This window comes from Gilliamella sp. wkB178, from assembly GCF_001690705.1.
GTDB classification, from domain to species: Bacteria; Pseudomonadota; Gammaproteobacteria; order Enterobacterales; family Orbaceae; genus Gilliamella; species Gilliamella apicola_K.
Genome location: NZ_LZGK01000013.1, coordinates 198,629 through 213,847, shown reverse-complemented (window position 1 = coordinate 213,847; position 15,219 = coordinate 198,629). Strand labels below are relative to the sequence as shown.

Below are 15,219 nucleotides of genomic sequence, written 5' to 3'. Positions count from 1 at the left end.
ATAAGCGTACTCTGTAAAATTCCGTCTTTCTGTCTTGTTGATGGGGGGCTGACGAAGCTATATCTTAAAATTGTTTGGATATATAAATAACTGAGAGTAGGAGATCTAATGTTAATTTTAACTAGGAGAGTAGGTGAAACACTTATTATTGGTGACGATGTTGTTATTACCATTTTAGGCGTGAAAGGTAATCAAGTCAGAATTGGTATTAATGCACCTAAGGAAGTTTCTATTCATAGGGAAGAGATTTACAACAGAATTCATCAAACACAAGATAAAATTGATGATATGTCTGAGCCTAAAGAGTGATATTGGGCATGAAATAAACAACTAGCACACGTAAGCAAAAAAATGTTTGACTTATTTTTTGTAAAACGTAATATGTGCGCCACACATTATGATTTTGTTGTTCCAATAGGGTCATAATGGTTTTGGTGAGATGGCCGAGAGGCTGAAGGCGCTCCCCTGCTAAGGGAGTATGCGGTCAAAAGCTGCATCGAGGGTTCGAATCCCTCTCTCACCGCCATTTTATTAATTATCTTGCATCCGTAGCTCAGCTGGATAGAGTACCCGGCTACGAACCGGGCGGTCAGGGGTTCGAATCCCTTCGGATGCACCACTTTTTAATAATATCAGTACGCATCCGTAGCTCAGCTGGATAGAGTACCCGGCTACGAACCGGGCGGTCAGGGGTTCGAATCCCTTCGGATGCACCATTTTTGATAATATCAATACTCGCATCCGTAGCTCAGCTGGATAGAGCACTCGGCTTCGAACCGAGCGGTCAGGGGTTCGAATCCCTTCGGGTGCGCCATTTTGGTTGAATCCCCATATAATTCTAGTATACTAAGACAACTCATTTATATATTATCGTTCTATTTTCATTTGTGCACTTTGTTGCTAGTGGTAACAAGTCAAAATAAAGTAGATAGATATTTCTTTAATTAATGGACTTTTTTATGTTAGACCCTAATTTACTTAGAAATGAACTAGATCTTGTTGCTAAAAAATTGGCTCGCCGCGGATTTAAATTAGATGTTGACACTATTCGTCAATTGGAAGAAAAACGTAAAGTATTACAAGTTGAGACTGAAAATTTACAAGCTGAACGTAATGCTCGTTCTAAAGCTATTGGTGAAGCCAAAGCTCGTGGTGAAGATATTTCCATTGTTCGTGATGAAGTTAATAAACTTGGTGAAAAACTTAATAATGCTAAAACAGAACTTGATACCTTATTAAATCAAATTAAAGACATTGTATCTAACATCCCAAATATTCCAGATGATTCTGTACCCGATGGTAAAGATGAACATGATAATGTTGAAATATCACGCTTCGGTACACCAAGAACTTTTGATTTTCCAATTCAAGATCATGTAGCATTGGGTGAGCATCTTGATGGCCTTGATTTTGCTGCTGGAGTAAAATTAGCTGGCGCCAGATTTGTAGTAATGAAATCTCAAATAGCTCGCTTACATCGTGCCATTACCCAATTTATGTTAGATTTACACACCGAACAACATGGTTATGCTGAAATATATGTCCCTTATTTAGTTAACCATGCCACTCTTTTTGGGACTGGTCAATTACCAAAATTTGCAGGTGACCTATTTCATACAAAACCACTAGATGAAGAAGCTGAAACCAGTAATTATGCACTTATCCCAACAGCTGAAGTACCTGTTACTAATTTAGTAAGAGATGAAATTCTTGATGAAAGTGTATTACCTTTAAAAATGACAGCTCATACCCCATGTTTCCGTTCTGAGGCTGGTGCTTATGGCAAGGATACTCGTGGCTTAATTCGTATGCATCAGTTTGATAAAGTTGAGCTAGTGCAAATTGTTAAACCTGAAGAATCTATGCAAGCATTAGAAGAGTTAACTGCTCATGCCGAAAAAGTATTACAATTATTAGAATTACCGTACCGTAAAATCGTTTTATGTACTGGTGATATGGGCTTCGGTTCTCGCAAAACTTATGATCTTGAAGTTTGGGTACCGGCACAAAATACCTATCGAGAAATTTCGTCTTGCTCAAATATGTGGGACTTTCAAGCGCGTAGAATGCAAGCACGTTACCGAAGCAAAGCAGATAATAAAACTTATTTAGTACATACATTAAATGGCTCTGGCTTAGCTGTTGGGCGTACCTTAGTTGCAATAATGGAAAATTACCAACAAGCAGATGGAAGAATCAAAGTACCATCAGTTTTAATACCTTATATGAATGGTCTTGAATTTATTGGATAAGAATAAAATATCAGCCAAATGATAGCGCTATATATTAGCGCTATTTTTTTATTATTGAGCAAGGTGGAACTTATGATTAAAGGGGTGATACTTTCGATATTAGCATCATGCCTTTTTGGCCTATTATATTATTACCCTGTTTTATTGCAGCCACTATCAGTGGTAGACATCTTTTGTTGGCGATTATTAACTTCTTTTCCTGCCATAGTAATACTAATTTTAATTGAAAAACAATGGTCTGCTATCCACTCATTATTCATTCGTATTAAACTACAACCTTTATTATTACTGGGCCTTTTATTTTCTTCAGTATTACTAACAATTCAAATGATGATTTTTATTTGGGCACCATTAAATGGTCATGGTTTATCAGCCTCACTAGGGTATTTTTTGTTACCCTTATCTATGGTGATTTTTGGGCAGTTATTCTATAAGGAAAAATTGAGCTTTTTACAAAAAATTGCTGTCGGGATTGCGGTTCTAGGTGTATCAATAGAAATCTACACCACAGGCGCATTTTCATGGGAAACAGCTGTTATAGCTCTAGGTTATCCTATTTATTTTATAACACGACGTAAATTACAAATAGAAGGCATAGCCGGTACATTTTCAGATTTCTTTTTTATTTTTTTAGGCTGTTTTATTTATTTCACATTTCATTATGATTTGCATAAAACAATCAATGATCTTAATCTTTACCATATTTATATCCCGATGCTTGGTGTAATCACCGCTATTGCTTTTGCAATGTATTTTGTAGCTAGACGATTACTACCAATGGGATTATTTGGTTTGTTAGGATATGTGGAGCCCGTATTACTGACCATTGTTTCGGTATTATTCCTACACGAATCGGTTTCATCAGAACATATCATTTCTTATAGTCTTATTTGGTTAGCTGTATGTGTGCTTACTTTAGAAGGTGGTATTTTTATTTTACGTGCACTAAAACGTAAAAGGATAAGATAAATACAAAATAAAAAAGCACGGATAAACGTGCCTTTTTTATGAATTTATTCTATTTACTGAAGGTCACATATTGACCATAACTTTCAATAATAGCTTGTATTCTATCTAATGTTTCTCTAGGTGGAGCTTCTACTCCTTCTAACTTATATTTATCACCTAAAGTTTCCCATTTATAGGCACCTAATTTATGGTAAGGTAATAACTCTACTCTTTCTATATTATTCATCCCTTGAATAAACTTACCAAGTAGATGAGCTGAGTTATCATCGTCTGTCCAACCCGGAACTACTACATAACGTATCCAAGTTCTTTTATTAATTCTTTGTAAATATTTCGCAAATTCAAGTACTCGCTTATTAGGAACACCAACTAGTTTTTGATGAATCTCATCATTAACTTGTTTCAAATCCAACATGACTAGATCCGTTACCTCCATGAGATCATCAACAGTATGATCAAGCTGCCTAGCATAACCATTAGTATCTAAACACGTGCTAATACCTTCTTGGTGACAAGCTTTAAACCACTCTGTAACAAACTCTGTTTGCAAAGTTGCTTCCCCTCCTGAGGCTGTTACCCCTCCGCCATTAGGCATAATAAAACTTTTATATGAAACAATTTCTTGCATAAGTTCATCAACGGTTACTTCTTTCCCTGCTTTTAAGTCCCAAGTATCACGATTATGACAATATAAACAACGCATTAAGCAACCTTGAAAAAAAACAATAAAGCGAATTCCTGGACCATCTACAGTACCAAATGATTCAAAAGAATGAATACGCCCTTTAATCGGTTGCTTTGTATTTGCTGCTGTTGCAGCTCCTTGAACTTGAGCAGTAGTCATAATAATATTCTGTTGATCCATACACATTCTCTAATAATTACTCACAACATTTATGTGAGTATTTTAACTCAGATGATATTTAGCTTACACCAATTGCTTTAATAAGAAATGAGCTTGATTTTAGTTTAATTATACCGAATAAATACCAACAATATTAGATGAATATCATAAAAAATATTTAAATCATAGCTAATATTAATCAAATTTTACTTGTTAAAAAAATAGCGCCCTTTAAGGACGCTATTTTATATTTTTCAATAAACTAAATTTTCAATTTACATTGATTGAGTGAAAGTACGTGTAATTACGTCTTTTTGTTGCTCTTTAGTTAATGAGTTAAAACGTACTGCATATCCAGAAACACGAATTGTTAATTGTGGATATTTTTCAGGATGATCCATTGCATCTAATAATGTTTCACGGTTTAACACGTTAACATTTAAATGTTGACCACCTTCTACAGTTGCTTCATGGTGGAAGTAGCCATCCATTAAACCAGCAAGATTACGTTTACGAGCACCATCATCTTTACCTAACGCATTTGGTACGATTGAGAAAGTATATGAAATACCGTCTTTAGCATAAGCAAATGGTAGTTTAGCAACAGATGTTAATGAAGCAACGGCACCTTTTTGGTCACGACCATGCATTGGGTTAGCACCTGGTCCGAATGGTGCACCAGCACGACGGCCATCAGGAGTATTACCAGTTTTCTTACCATATACAACATTTGAAGTAATAGTTAATACTGACTGAGTAGGAATTGCATTACGATAAGTTTTAAGTTTTTGAATTTTCTTCATGAAACGTTCAACTAAATCAACAGCAATGTCATCTACACGAGGATCATTATTACCAAATTGTGGATATTCACCTTCAATAGCAAAGTCAACAGCTAAACCATTTTCATCACGAATTGTTTTTACTTTTGCATATTTAATAGCAGATAGTGAGTCAGCTGCAACAGATAAACCTGCAATACCACATGCCATAGTACGAATAATATCACGGTCATGTAGAGCCATTAATGAAGCTTCATAACTATATTTGTCATGCATATAGTGAATAGCATTTAATGCAGTCACATATTGTTTTGCTAACCAATCCATAAAGTGATCAAGACGAGCAAATACTTTATCAAATTCTAAATATTCGTCTGTAATTGGATCTTCTTTAGGACCTACCTGCATTTTTAGTTTTTCGTCCACACCACCATTGATTGCGTATAGAAGAGTTTTTGCAAGGTTAGCACGAGCACCAAAGAATTGCATTTGTTTACCTACAATCATTGGGCTTACACAACAAGCGATTGCGTAGTCATCACTGTTGAAGTCAGGACGCATTAAATCATCATTTTCATATTGTAATGATGAAGTATCAATAGACACTTTTGATGCAAACTCTTTAAAGCCACTTGGTAATTGTTCAGACCAAAGAATTGTCATATTTGGTTCTGGTGATGGTCCCATAGTGTATAAAGTATTTAAGAAACGGAATGAAGTCTTAGTTACTAATGTACGACCATCAAGCCCCATACCTGCAAGTGATTCAGTTGCCCAAATTGGATCACCAGAGAATAATTCATCATATTCAGGTGTACGTAAGAAACGAACCATACGTAATTTCATTACGAAGTGGTCAATAATTTCTTGTGCATCTTTTTCAGTGATTAATCCAGCAGCAAGATCGCGTTGGAAATAAATATCAAAGAATGTTGAAGTACGACCTAAAGACATTGCCGCACCATTTTGTGATTTAACCGCAGCTAAATAACCAAAATATGTCCATTGTACCGCTTCTTGAGCTGTTTTAGCTGGACCAGAAATATCAAAGCCATATTTCGCAGCCATTTCTTTAATTTGACCAAGTGCACGGTGTTGTTCTGCAATTTCTTCACGACGTTGCATTGTCATGGTTAAATCTACACCATTTTCAAAATCAGCTTGTAATGAATTAAATTGTGCAAATTTATCTTTCATCAAAAAGTCAATACCATAAAGAGCAACACGACGATAGTCACCAATGATACGACCACGACCATAAGCATCAGGAAGACCTGTGATTACACCTGATTTACGGCAACGAAGAATGTCTGGAGTGTAAATATCAAAAACACCTTGGTTATGAGTTTTACGATATTCAGTAAAGATTTTTTCAACTAATGGATCAAGAGTTCTATTATAGGCTTTACAAGAACTTTCGATCATTCTGATGCCACCAAACGGGATAATTGCTCGTTTTAATGGTTTTTCAGTTTGTAAACCAACAATTTTTTCTAAATCTTTTTCAATATAACCAGCATCATGAGCAGTGATAGTCGAAATAACACTGGTATCAAAATCTACAGGAGCATGGGTAGCATTTTCGATCTTAATGCCTTCCATCACTTTTGCCCATAACTTAGTTGTAGCCTCTGTTGCACCAGCTAAAAAAGACTCATCACCCTCATAAGGGGTATAGTTTTTTTGAATAAATTCGCGTACATTGACATTATTTTGCCAATCACCATCTTTAAATCCTTTCCAAGCTACTGCTTGTACTTCGTTTAAATTACTCATAGTTTTTTTACCTCAGGTTTTCAAAAATATATCCACCTTTACTTATATAAGGGCAAATATGATAAAATCAATGGGGCTTACGTAAATATAAAACCCAATAAGGAAGTGCTACTGCTAAACCACCCAAAATATTACCGATTGTTACTGGAATTAAATTATCAAATATAAAATTTTCTACTGTTAGGGCCTGAAATTGATCTGGTGATACACCAACAGAAAGCCAAAATTCCGGTGACGCAAAATTATTAATCACTATACCCATAGGAATCATAAACATATTAGCTATGCTATGTTCAAAACCGCTCGCAACAAACATTCCAATTGGCAGAACCATGACTAACATTTTATCCAATAGGCTTCTTCCAGCATAAGTCATCCAAACAGCTAAACAAACCATTAAATTAGCCAGTAAACCCAGAAATACTGCTTCAATAAAAGTATGATGTAGTTTATGATCGGCTGTTTGTAACACATTCAAGCCCCATAAACCGTTAGCTACCATATATTGACCAGAAAACCATATTACTGCTACAAACAGTATAGCACCAATAAAATTACCAATATACACTAAAATCCAATTACGGATCATTTTTAGCCAACTAGCTTTGTGAGTCATACGTGGTAAAATCGTTAAAATCGTTGAAGTGAACAAATCAGTTCCACAGCAAACTACTAACATAAGCCCCAAAGAGAAGCAAGCTCCTCCAACAAACTTAGCTAATCCATAAGCTACTGTTGCTGTGCCTGTCGTCACAGTAATATAAAAAACAAATGCTATTGATATAAATACTCCCGCCAAAATGGCAGAAAGGATTGTACTACTTGGATGTTTATTTAATTTATAATTGCCTGCGTCTTCAGCGATTTGAGTCATTTGAGCGGGAGAAAAAGAATCCACTATTTTGTCGGTATTCATAATTAACGTCCTCATAAAATCTAAGGTCTTATGAGATAAATAGTATACTCAAAATTTGAAGTAGATCACCTTTTTTTTATTAAAAACTACTAAAAATACCAAAAGTGATTACTTATTAACTAAATAACTTTTCAATGGCATTAATAGCTGTCATCTATTAGATTATTATATTAGACGACAGCTAATTAACATTTGGTCAAATTGTTACTTGTTATCTAGTATTTTACTGACTTTAACCAAATAGTTGCGCGATTCTTGTGATACATGCGACGTTACTAATTTACGATAGACTTGCTGTGGTGTCATGGAATTAATGATATTAATTGCTTCATTACGGTCATTCGAGAATGTCCTCAGCACACTACCTGCCCCACCATTATATGAAGTGATCATGGCATACCTTAACGAAATTGGATTATTAATTCCGGCTAAATATTTAGTTTTTAATAAAGACAAATAAGCGGTCCCCATATCCACATTATTACGCGGATCGAGTAAGAATTGTCTGCTTGGTTCACCTGATTTACCACGCAGTTTAAAAATATCACGTCCAGCTGTATGTTGTTGAACTTGCATCAGTCCAAGGGCATCAGTACGACTCACAGCATACGGGTTAAAAGCTGATTCAACTTCCATAATTGCCAAAATTAAGCGTTCATCAATAAAATAACGATTGGAAGCTGCAGTAACTAGTGGTAAAAATTTTCGAGCTCGTTGATTAATATGATTTGGAACAAGTTTGATTTCAACATAAGTAATTCGATGAGAACCTGATGAACGAGTTTTAATATTATTAGCAAGAACATAATCAGCAAAACTATTGGCTCTACCACTCCAGCGGATAGGTTGCCTTTCTTGGTCTAGCACCTGATTATATAAAAAAGGTTCTTCGGATAAATTCTGACTAATTTTATCATGTCGTCGAATGATATCTACAGGTTCAGGCATTAATAAAGTAGCCACTATAGCATCTTTTAAATTTTCTATTGGTGTATCAGACAAAGTTTCAACAGTAATTATTCCCGATACAAAATTGATATGTACTCGTGTTTGTAAATTATCTTCATATTGAACATAATCTTTTGGTCCAGCAATAAGTACTTCCTTTGGTCCCCAAATTTTTTCAATGTTATTAGCATATTGGCCAATTAAAATATTAAATGCATTGGTATCTTTTACATACCAATCATCGTTATCAGGAGATTTTTTACTAGAACAACCAGCTAATATACTAACTGCAATCAATAGTGTAATAATTTTATTATTATTCTTCATGTTGGATCTCTAACTTTCTGGCTTATATCCACCAATAACAATATCTTCACCCTCAAAGAGAAATTTTACCATTTCAGTTTCAATTTTTTTGCGATGTTCCGGATTCATCATATTGAATTTATTTTCGTTAATTAGCATAGTTTGTTTTTTCATCCATTCTTGCCAAGCAGGTTTGGAAATTTCATTAAAAATACGTTTGCCAAGCTCACCAGGATAAAGCTGAAAGTCTAGTCCTTCTGCCTCTTTTTTTAAATAATGACAATAAATAATTCGACTCATATTTATCCTTTAATAGATTCAATAAACGATTAACTGCTTATTATACATGAAAATAATTAAAGAAAATAAAAAATTATTGATTATTTTACATGAATATTAATTCAATAATATTGAATAATTATTTACTTTACTCTACCAATAATTGGCATAAAATAGAGTAGAAATAATTACTATAAGGATCTTCAAATGAAATCACAAATTACGCGTGCGCTATTTGATAAAGTCATTTTACCTATTTATGCACCTGCCAATTTTATTCCTGTTAAAGGGAAAGGTAGCCGTGTTTGGGATCAAAATGGTGAAGAATATATCGACTTTGCTGGGGGCATTGCTGTAAATGCATTAGGGCATTGTCATCCTAAATTAGTTCAAGCATTGCAACAACAAAGTGAAAAGCTATGGCATGTAAGTAATGTTTTTACTAATGAACCGGCATTACAATTGGCACAAAAATTAATTGATAATACTTTTGCCAACCGTGTCTTTTTTGCCAATTCAGGAGCCGAGGCCAACGAGGCAGCATTGAAGCTAGCTCGTCACTATGCCATTGAAAAATATAGTCCTTATAAAACCAAAATTATCGCTTTTTATCAGGCTTTCCATGGACGTACTTTTTTTACGGTATCAGTCGGTGGTCAAGCCAAATATTCTGATGGCTTTGGTCCCAAACCTGCCGACATTATTCACATTCCATTTAATGATCTAAATGCAGTTAAAGCAGTTATGGATGACCATACTTGTGCCGTTATACTTGAACCAGTACAAGGTGAAGGAGGATTAACCTCAGCAACACCTGAATTTTTGCAAGGGGTACGCAAACTTTGTAATGACTACAATGCACTACTTATTTTTGACGAAGTCCAATGTGGTATGGGTCGAACAGGCAGTTTATTTACCTATCAACAATATAATGTAATTCCGGATATTTTAACATCAGCCAAAGCTCTCGGGGGCGGATTTCCAATCAGTGCAATGTTAACTACAGAAGAAATTGCTTCGATTATGCATCCTGGTGTTCATGGTACGACTTATGGAGGCAATCCACTTGCCTGTGCGGTAGGTTGTGCAGCTTTTGATATTATTAATACTCCTGAGGTACTAGCAGGTATACAACAACGCCGTGCTATATTTATTGAACAACTTGAAAATATTAATGACAAATTCAAAGTGTTCCGAGAATATCGCGGTAAGGGGTTATTACTTGGTGCAGAATTACAACCACAATTCCATAATAAAGCCCGTGATTTTTTAAATGTTGCTGCTGATTTTAAAGTGATGATTTTAAATGCCGGACCTAATGTACTGCGTTTTACACCTTCGCTAATTATAACTGAAGATGAAATTAATGAAGGAATGGTAAGATTTACTAAAGCGGTCGAAAAAGTTGTCAATTCCTAAGTTTTTCTATACAGTAACGGCATTTTAATCGATTAAGTGCTGTTACTGCACTTAAAGGATAGTTATTTATGACCGATATTCGTCCTTTAAATTATGCCAAAACTCATTTTATTTTAAGTGCTCCTGATATTTCTCATCTTCCTGTCGATACTGGTGTTGAGGTTGCCTTTGCTGGCCGTTCTAACGCAGGTAAATCTAGTGCTCTTAATACCTTAACTAATCAAAAAAGTTTAGCCAGAACCAGTAAAACCCCTGGGCGGACCCAATTGATTAATCTTTTTGAAATCGAAGACAATTGCCGTTTAGTCGATTTACCAGGCTATGGTTATGCTCAAGTTCCAGAAACTATCAAACTTAAATGGCAAAAATCATTAGGTGAATACTTACAAAAACGCGAAAGTCTTAAAGGATTGATTGTATTAATGGATATTAGACATCCCTTAAAAGATTTGGATCAACAAATGATTGAATGGGCAGTTTCTGTCAACATCCCAGTAATGTTATTACTTACTAAAGCCGACAAACTAGCATCGGGTGCACAAAAAAAACAAGTTAACATGGTAAAAGAGGCTATTTTACCTTTTCAAGGTGATATTACTGTGGCTCCATTTTCTTCACCAAAGCGAATCGGCCTTGAGCCATTGAAACAAAAATTAAATGAATGGTTTAGTCTCCAATAATTATTATTTTATTTTTGCTGACTATGCTTGTATGCGTTAAATTGATATTTATTAGCGAACAGTTAATGATGACTTCATCATAATTTAATATGTAAACAAATCAGGTAAACATCTTATGCATAGTTCAGCATTTGCATTCCATACTTTATCACCAGATCTTATTATTGATAGTTTAACCTCAATCGGTCTTGGTGTAGATTCAGGCTTAACCGCACTGAATAGCTATGAAAATCGTGTTTATCAATTTCTAGATGAAGAACGTAAACGTTATGTTGTTAAATTTTACCGACCTCATCGTTGGAGTCGGGAACAAATCCTTGAAGAACATCAATTTACTACGCAACTATTAGAGTCCGAAATTCCTGTTATAGCACCACTAAGCTTCAATAATAGTACTCTACATGAATACCAAGGATATCTATTTACAATTTTCCCGAGCACTGGTGGCCGGCAATATGAAGTAGATAACCTTGAACAAATGGAATCGGTGGCGATGCAACTTGGCCGTATTCACCAAATTGGTGCTCAACAATCCTTCACCTACCGACCAACTATTGGGCTTGATGAATATCTTTACCAACCGCAAGAAACTTTATTGACTTGTAAATTTATTCCTAAAAAGGTTCAACCTGAACTTAAAACAACATTGAGTGCATTAATAACCACAGTGCAGCAACATTGGCATAATGACTGGCAAGCAATTCGTTTACATGGTGATTTTCATGCCGGTAATATTTTATGGCGAGATGAGGCTATGATTGTCGACTTTGATGATGCTCGCAATGGCCCAGCAATTCAGGACTTATGGCTACTTTTATATGGTGAACGCCAAGAACAACAATTACAATTAAATATATTAATTGAAATATATCAAGAATTTTATAAATTCGATGTTAACCAACTAAAACTCATTGAACCTCTAAGAGCAATGAGGATGGTTCATCATCTAGCATGGATTATTCAACGCTGGCAAGACCCAGCCTTTCCTATTGCATTCCCTTGGTTAACTGATTTGGATTTTTGGTATCAACAATTAGCAACATTTAAACAACAAATTCAAGCTATAAAAGCCCCACCCGTGCAGTTAATGTCTGGATTGTGAAATAGAAATACCTAAGTAATTGCTATTGCTAATAACTATCGCTTTTAATAAAAAAGTTATATTAATTTAATCTAATAATTTTAATAAAATAGGCAATTCAGGGTTTTGTGCAATCAGTTTTTGTTTTTGTTGTTTGCTAAGTCGTTTGATTTTGTATTCAAGTTTAAGTGCGGTCGAGCGATCGCCCACCATAATTTGATAAACAACAGTCAGATCACTATGACCTTTTAAATGTTTAGCCCCTTTATTATTCTGATGTTGTTGCAAACGCCTCGCTACATCAGTTGTAATACCAGTATACAGCGACTGTTTAGCTGTTCTAATAATATATAAAAACCAAATTGATGTTTTAACTACCATAAACTTAACATATCAAAAAGTTAATAATAACATCATTTGGATTTATTGCCGATAAACCTTCTTTTAATTCTACTAATTGCTACCACTATATTAATTGATATTTAGTTTTCAGCTAACATTACTGTTCCGTTTACTTTGCGAGAGATAATGTTTAAGATAGGTCAAATTTTTTAAGGTATTTTGAGGTTAATAATTTTGAATAATTTTGCAAAAATTATTGAGATACAACGTGGTGATATTAAATTTGCTTACGTTCAAAATGATGAAATAAATTATCTCGATCTGTTTGATCAATTTTTGGCTGAAGAAGGACATCATGAAATACTCGATCCAAGTGATAGGATTGAACGCTATACTTATTTAATCAATCATAATAACACCAAATTTATTTTTAAAATTGATGGTGGCGTTGAACACCGTTTAGAAAGGAAAATTATTGCTAAAATCACTGGGGATTTTTATTTTAATTTAATTTATAAATTAGCCAAAATGTCACTGGACAAATGTGATGTTGCTTATGAACTTTATTTAGTTGCCTTCGATCAGAAAACCAAACGCCACTACATGATTTTTAACTTTATTGAAGGTCGTTCATTAAAATGGGAAGAAATGAAAACTTATGGCAACCAAATAAAAGATTGTGTTGAAAAACTTCATAGTTACAATTTAGTATCTAACGATATTCATGGTGGTAATTTTATTTTAACTCCAGATGGCAAAATTAAAGCAATTGATTTGACTAATTCTGGCTTTATTTGGCTCACTAAAGCTAATGATGCAATCGAATTACGCGACCGTTTTAATATCAAAATTAAAGTTCCTTTTTTAGCTATGGCATTTAAAGAATTTGCCCATGGTTTTAAACGATTTTCGCGAAAACTACGTGGCAAAGAAGACTAGAATCTACCATAAAAGGTGAGGATTAATCCCTCACCCTAATAATCCACCTAATTAATACTAGCAATTTCATGCCTTCTTTAGGAAATAATAACTTATCTAAATTAATTAAATTTTGAGTTATCCCTTCCAAATACTAGTAAATCATTTAGTAAACAGATAAAATTAATTATATAAACCTAAAAAGGATGTGGTATGAGAAAGTTTATTGGGCTTGCTTTAGTATTTACAGTGCTAACTGGTTGTGTATCGCAAAAAATGGCGTCAATTTACCAGATGGAAGGGGTTGAAATAACTCAAAACTCATCAGGTACTGATATTCTAAATAAATATAGTACTTCTCGAGCAATCACTACCCTTCACTCCTCGTTATCACTTTGTATTGCCCAAGAACTTGACAATAGCCCGGTTGTACTTACTAGCGAAAACTATTTTGGGTCACGTTGGTGGTCTTATTATAATATGCCTAGCCAACAAGCGATTACCGTAAGTGGTGGTGAAACAATTAAATTAGTAGAAGGTAATAATGTAGTTGCTAATGCAGTTACTGACTATCAAAATTATTCGAAATATTTTATTAGTTATACTTTAACTGCAACGCGTAATCAAAATGATATTCGTTACTTATTCAGTAATATCAAACAAGCACAGCAGTACACCGGTTCAGTGGTCAATGATGGTTTTGAAAACGTAAAAACCCTTCAAAGTGCTCATCCAAACTTAGTTATTGATGCATTAAACAAAGAGGTGGATAAAATTCAAGCTTGTTTGTTGCGATAATCTAAAATTAGAGCATATACATCTTGTAAAGATGTTTCCTGAGAGGTATACGTTTCAGTATATTTTTTGAGAGAATTAACTAGTCATTATTTAATATTGATTAGTTTTATTCTTATGAAAATGAGATAAAACAACTGTAACTAAAAAATAGCTTTGTCAGCAATATCCTTATAGTTAAATCTTAATTTTGCCCGAAAAATACATCCAAATCAGGATATAACATATCGTTATTAACTATATAACTACCATGATCATGGCCTGCAATAATTTTCAATTGTGAATTGGGTATATTTTCAGCTATTTGACTGAACATTTCCTGATGATAAATATCATTTTCAGCACCAATAATTAAAGTTGGTATAGTAACTTTAGTTAACGAACTTATTTCTATATTAGGTTGTTCTAACATCATTTTAAATAAAGGATCTTTTGTTCGTGCATAGTGTTGTTGTAAATATTCATAGCTTTTTTGAGTAAAATCTGAAGGTTTCAAATTCACTCCTAATAATGCCATTTTTTTAATCATTTCCTGACAACGTAAAGCTAATAATAACGCAATAATAGCACCATCACTAAAACCAATAATGTTAACTGACTTAAGGTGCAATTTTTTGATTAAGGCCTCAACATCATCAGCCATAACGCTATAATCATAAACACCTGTTTTATCACTACGACCATGATTACGACTATCAACCGCATAAATAGTATAATTTGATTGTAATTTGGAGATTAGTGGTGAAAAGATCTGATGATCTTCACCATTACCATGCAATAAAATTAAAGGCTCACCTACACCCGTTTTTTGATAGTGAAGATTCACTCCATTAACATAAATCATATTTTTCCTTAGTTATAGTTGTTCGATTTAAAAATAGTATAACTTTGAATTTATTTTTTTACATATTC

The 15,219-nt window shown here is 34.1% G+C and carries 15 protein-coding genes and 4 tRNA genes; 12 read left to right on the top strand and 7 right to left on the bottom strand.

Annotated elements, in window-relative coordinates:
* Positions 1-108 precede the first annotated feature (108 nt).
* The 7 genes from csrA (at position 109) to rarD (ending at position 3,221) form a co-directional block, all read left to right on the top strand.
* Complete coding sequence (gene csrA, locus A9G13_RS05225) at positions 109-309, top strand: carbon storage regulator CsrA (protein WP_065556552.1); 201 nt, start codon at positions 109-111, stop codon at positions 307-309.
* 124 nt (positions 310-433) lie between these two features.
* Positions 434-526, top strand: a tRNA-Ser gene (locus A9G13_RS05220).
* A 16-nt stretch (positions 527-542) separates the two neighbouring features.
* A tRNA-Arg gene (locus A9G13_RS05215) sits at positions 543-619 on the top strand.
* A 20-nt stretch (positions 620-639) separates the two neighbouring features.
* A tRNA-Arg gene (locus A9G13_RS05210) sits at positions 640-716 on the top strand.
* Between the two features lie 21 nt (positions 717-737).
* A tRNA-Arg gene (locus A9G13_RS05205) sits at positions 738-814 on the top strand.
* A 145-nt stretch (positions 815-959) separates the two neighbouring features.
* The gene (gene serS, locus A9G13_RS05200) at positions 960-2,252 is read left to right on the top strand and encodes a serine--tRNA ligase (protein ID WP_065556551.1); all 1,293 of its coding nucleotides are present in this window, start codon (positions 960-962) and stop codon (positions 2,250-2,252) included.
* Between the two features lie 72 nt (positions 2,253-2,324).
* Positions 2,325-3,221 (top strand): EamA family transporter RarD, encoded by an 897-nt coding sequence (rarD, locus tag A9G13_RS05195; RefSeq protein WP_065556550.1) that lies wholly within the window; start codon positions 2,325-2,327, stop codon positions 3,219-3,221.
* A gap of 49 nt (positions 3,222-3,270) precedes the next feature.
* Here the strand turns inward: rarD and pflA are convergent, their stop codons facing one another.
* The 5 genes from pflA to A9G13_RS05170 all read right to left on the bottom strand — a co-directional run bounded on the left by pflA (position 3,271) and on the right by A9G13_RS05170 (position 9,093).
* Positions 3,271-4,065 carry a pyruvate formate lyase 1-activating protein gene (pflA, locus tag A9G13_RS05190; protein WP_081301207.1) on the bottom strand — a complete coding sequence of 265 codons (795 nt, stop codon included), beginning with the start codon at positions 4,063-4,065 and terminating at the stop codon, positions 3,271-3,273.
* Between the two features lie 275 nt (positions 4,066-4,340).
* A complete protein-coding gene (pflB, locus tag A9G13_RS05185) occupies positions 4,341-6,623 on the bottom strand; it encodes a formate C-acetyltransferase (protein WP_065556549.1) in 2,283 nt (760 codons plus the stop codon).
* A 67-nt stretch (positions 6,624-6,690) separates the two neighbouring features.
* Positions 6,691-7,539, bottom strand: a complete 849-nt coding sequence (focA, locus tag A9G13_RS05180) for a formate transporter FocA (protein ID WP_065556548.1) — start codon at positions 7,537-7,539, stop codon at positions 6,691-6,693.
* Between the two features lie 204 nt (positions 7,540-7,743).
* Entirely contained in the window at positions 7,744-8,814 is a 1,071-nt protein-coding gene (mltC, locus tag A9G13_RS05175) for a membrane-bound lytic murein transglycosylase MltC (protein ID WP_065556547.1), read from the bottom strand.
* 9 nt (positions 8,815-8,823) lie between these two features.
* The gene (locus tag A9G13_RS05170) at positions 8,824-9,093 is read right to left on the bottom strand and encodes an oxidative damage protection protein (protein ID WP_065556546.1); all 270 of its coding nucleotides are present in this window, start codon (positions 9,091-9,093) and stop codon (positions 8,824-8,826) included.
* Between the two features lie 186 nt (positions 9,094-9,279).
* Between A9G13_RS05170 and argD the strand changes: the two genes are divergently transcribed.
* From argD to A9G13_RS05155, 3 genes are all read left to right on the top strand, one after another.
* Entirely contained in the window at positions 9,280-10,491 is a 1,212-nt protein-coding gene (argD, locus tag A9G13_RS05165) for a bifunctional acetylornithine/succinyldiaminopimelate transaminase (RefSeq protein WP_065556545.1), read from the top strand.
* Between the two features lie 68 nt (positions 10,492-10,559).
* Positions 10,560-11,171 carry a ribosome biogenesis GTP-binding protein YihA/YsxC gene (gene yihA, locus A9G13_RS05160; protein ID WP_065556544.1) on the top strand — a complete coding sequence of 204 codons (612 nt, stop codon included), beginning with the start codon at positions 10,560-10,562 and terminating at the stop codon, positions 11,169-11,171.
* A gap of 115 nt (positions 11,172-11,286) precedes the next feature.
* Positions 11,287-12,273, top strand: a complete 987-nt coding sequence (locus A9G13_RS05155) for a serine/threonine protein kinase (RefSeq protein WP_065556543.1) — start codon at positions 11,287-11,289, stop codon at positions 12,271-12,273.
* 66 nt (positions 12,274-12,339) lie between these two features.
* Here A9G13_RS05155 and A9G13_RS05150 read toward each other — a convergent pair whose 3' ends face one another.
* A complete protein-coding gene (locus tag A9G13_RS05150; protein ID WP_065556542.1) occupies positions 12,340-12,633 on the bottom strand; it encodes a GIY-YIG nuclease family protein in 294 nt (97 codons plus the stop codon).
* Positions 12,634-12,828: 195 nt separating this feature from the next.
* Between A9G13_RS05150 and A9G13_RS05145 the strand changes: the two genes are divergently transcribed.
* Positions 12,829-13,533, top strand: a complete 705-nt coding sequence (locus A9G13_RS05145) for a lipopolysaccharide core heptose(II) kinase RfaY (protein WP_065556541.1) — start codon at positions 12,829-12,831, stop codon at positions 13,531-13,533.
* Positions 13,534-13,725: 192 nt separating this feature from the next.
* Positions 13,726-14,310, top strand: coding sequence for a hypothetical protein (locus A9G13_RS05140; protein ID WP_065556540.1), 585 nt, complete (start codon positions 13,726-13,728; stop codon positions 14,308-14,310).
* Between the two features lie 181 nt (positions 14,311-14,491).
* Here the strand turns inward: A9G13_RS05140 and A9G13_RS05135 are convergent, their stop codons facing one another.
* The gene (locus tag A9G13_RS05135; protein ID WP_065556539.1) at positions 14,492-15,151 is read right to left on the bottom strand and encodes an alpha/beta fold hydrolase; all 660 of its coding nucleotides are present in this window, start codon (positions 15,149-15,151) and stop codon (positions 14,492-14,494) included.
* Between the last annotated feature and the right edge of the window lie 68 nt (positions 15,152-15,219).

What these genes read in the sequence shown, in the direction of transcription:
- csrA (WP_065556552.1), top strand. Translation starts at nt 109, where the DNA reads ATGTTAATTTTAACTAGGAGAGTAGGTGAAACACTTATTATTGGTGAC.
- serS (WP_065556551.1), top strand. Translation starts at nt 960, where the DNA reads ATGTTAGACCCTAATTTACTTAGAAATGAACTAGATCTTGTTGCTAAA.
- rarD (WP_065556550.1), top strand. Translation starts at nt 2,325, where the DNA reads ATGATTAAAGGGGTGATACTTTCGATATTAGCATCATGCCTTTTTGGC.
- pflA (WP_081301207.1), bottom strand. Translation starts at nt 4,065, where the DNA reads ATGACTACTGCTCAAGTTCAAGGAGCTGCAACAGCAGCAAATACAAAG.
- pflB (WP_065556549.1), bottom strand. Translation starts at nt 6,623, where the DNA reads ATGAGTAATTTAAACGAAGTACAAGCAGTAGCTTGGAAAGGATTTAAA.
- focA (WP_065556548.1), bottom strand. Translation starts at nt 7,539, where the DNA reads ATGAATACCGACAAAATAGTGGATTCTTTTTCTCCCGCTCAAATGACT.
- mltC (WP_065556547.1), bottom strand. Translation starts at nt 8,814, where the DNA reads ATGAAGAATAATAATAAAATTATTACACTATTGATTGCAGTTAGTATA.
- A9G13_RS05170 (WP_065556546.1), bottom strand. Translation starts at nt 9,093, where the DNA reads ATGAGTCGAATTATTTATTGTCATTATTTAAAAAAAGAGGCAGAAGGA.
- argD (WP_065556545.1), top strand. Translation starts at nt 9,280, where the DNA reads ATGAAATCACAAATTACGCGTGCGCTATTTGATAAAGTCATTTTACCT.
- yihA (WP_065556544.1), top strand. Translation starts at nt 10,560, where the DNA reads ATGACCGATATTCGTCCTTTAAATTATGCCAAAACTCATTTTATTTTA.
- A9G13_RS05155 (WP_065556543.1), top strand. Translation starts at nt 11,287, where the DNA reads ATGCATAGTTCAGCATTTGCATTCCATACTTTATCACCAGATCTTATT.
- A9G13_RS05150 (WP_065556542.1), bottom strand. Translation starts at nt 12,633, where the DNA reads ATGGTAGTTAAAACATCAATTTGGTTTTTATATATTATTAGAACAGCT.
- A9G13_RS05140 (WP_065556540.1), top strand. Translation starts at nt 13,726, where the DNA reads ATGAGAAAGTTTATTGGGCTTGCTTTAGTATTTACAGTGCTAACTGGT.
- A9G13_RS05135 (WP_065556539.1), bottom strand. Translation starts at nt 15,151, where the DNA reads ATGATTTATGTTAATGGAGTGAATCTTCACTATCAAAAAACGGGTGTA.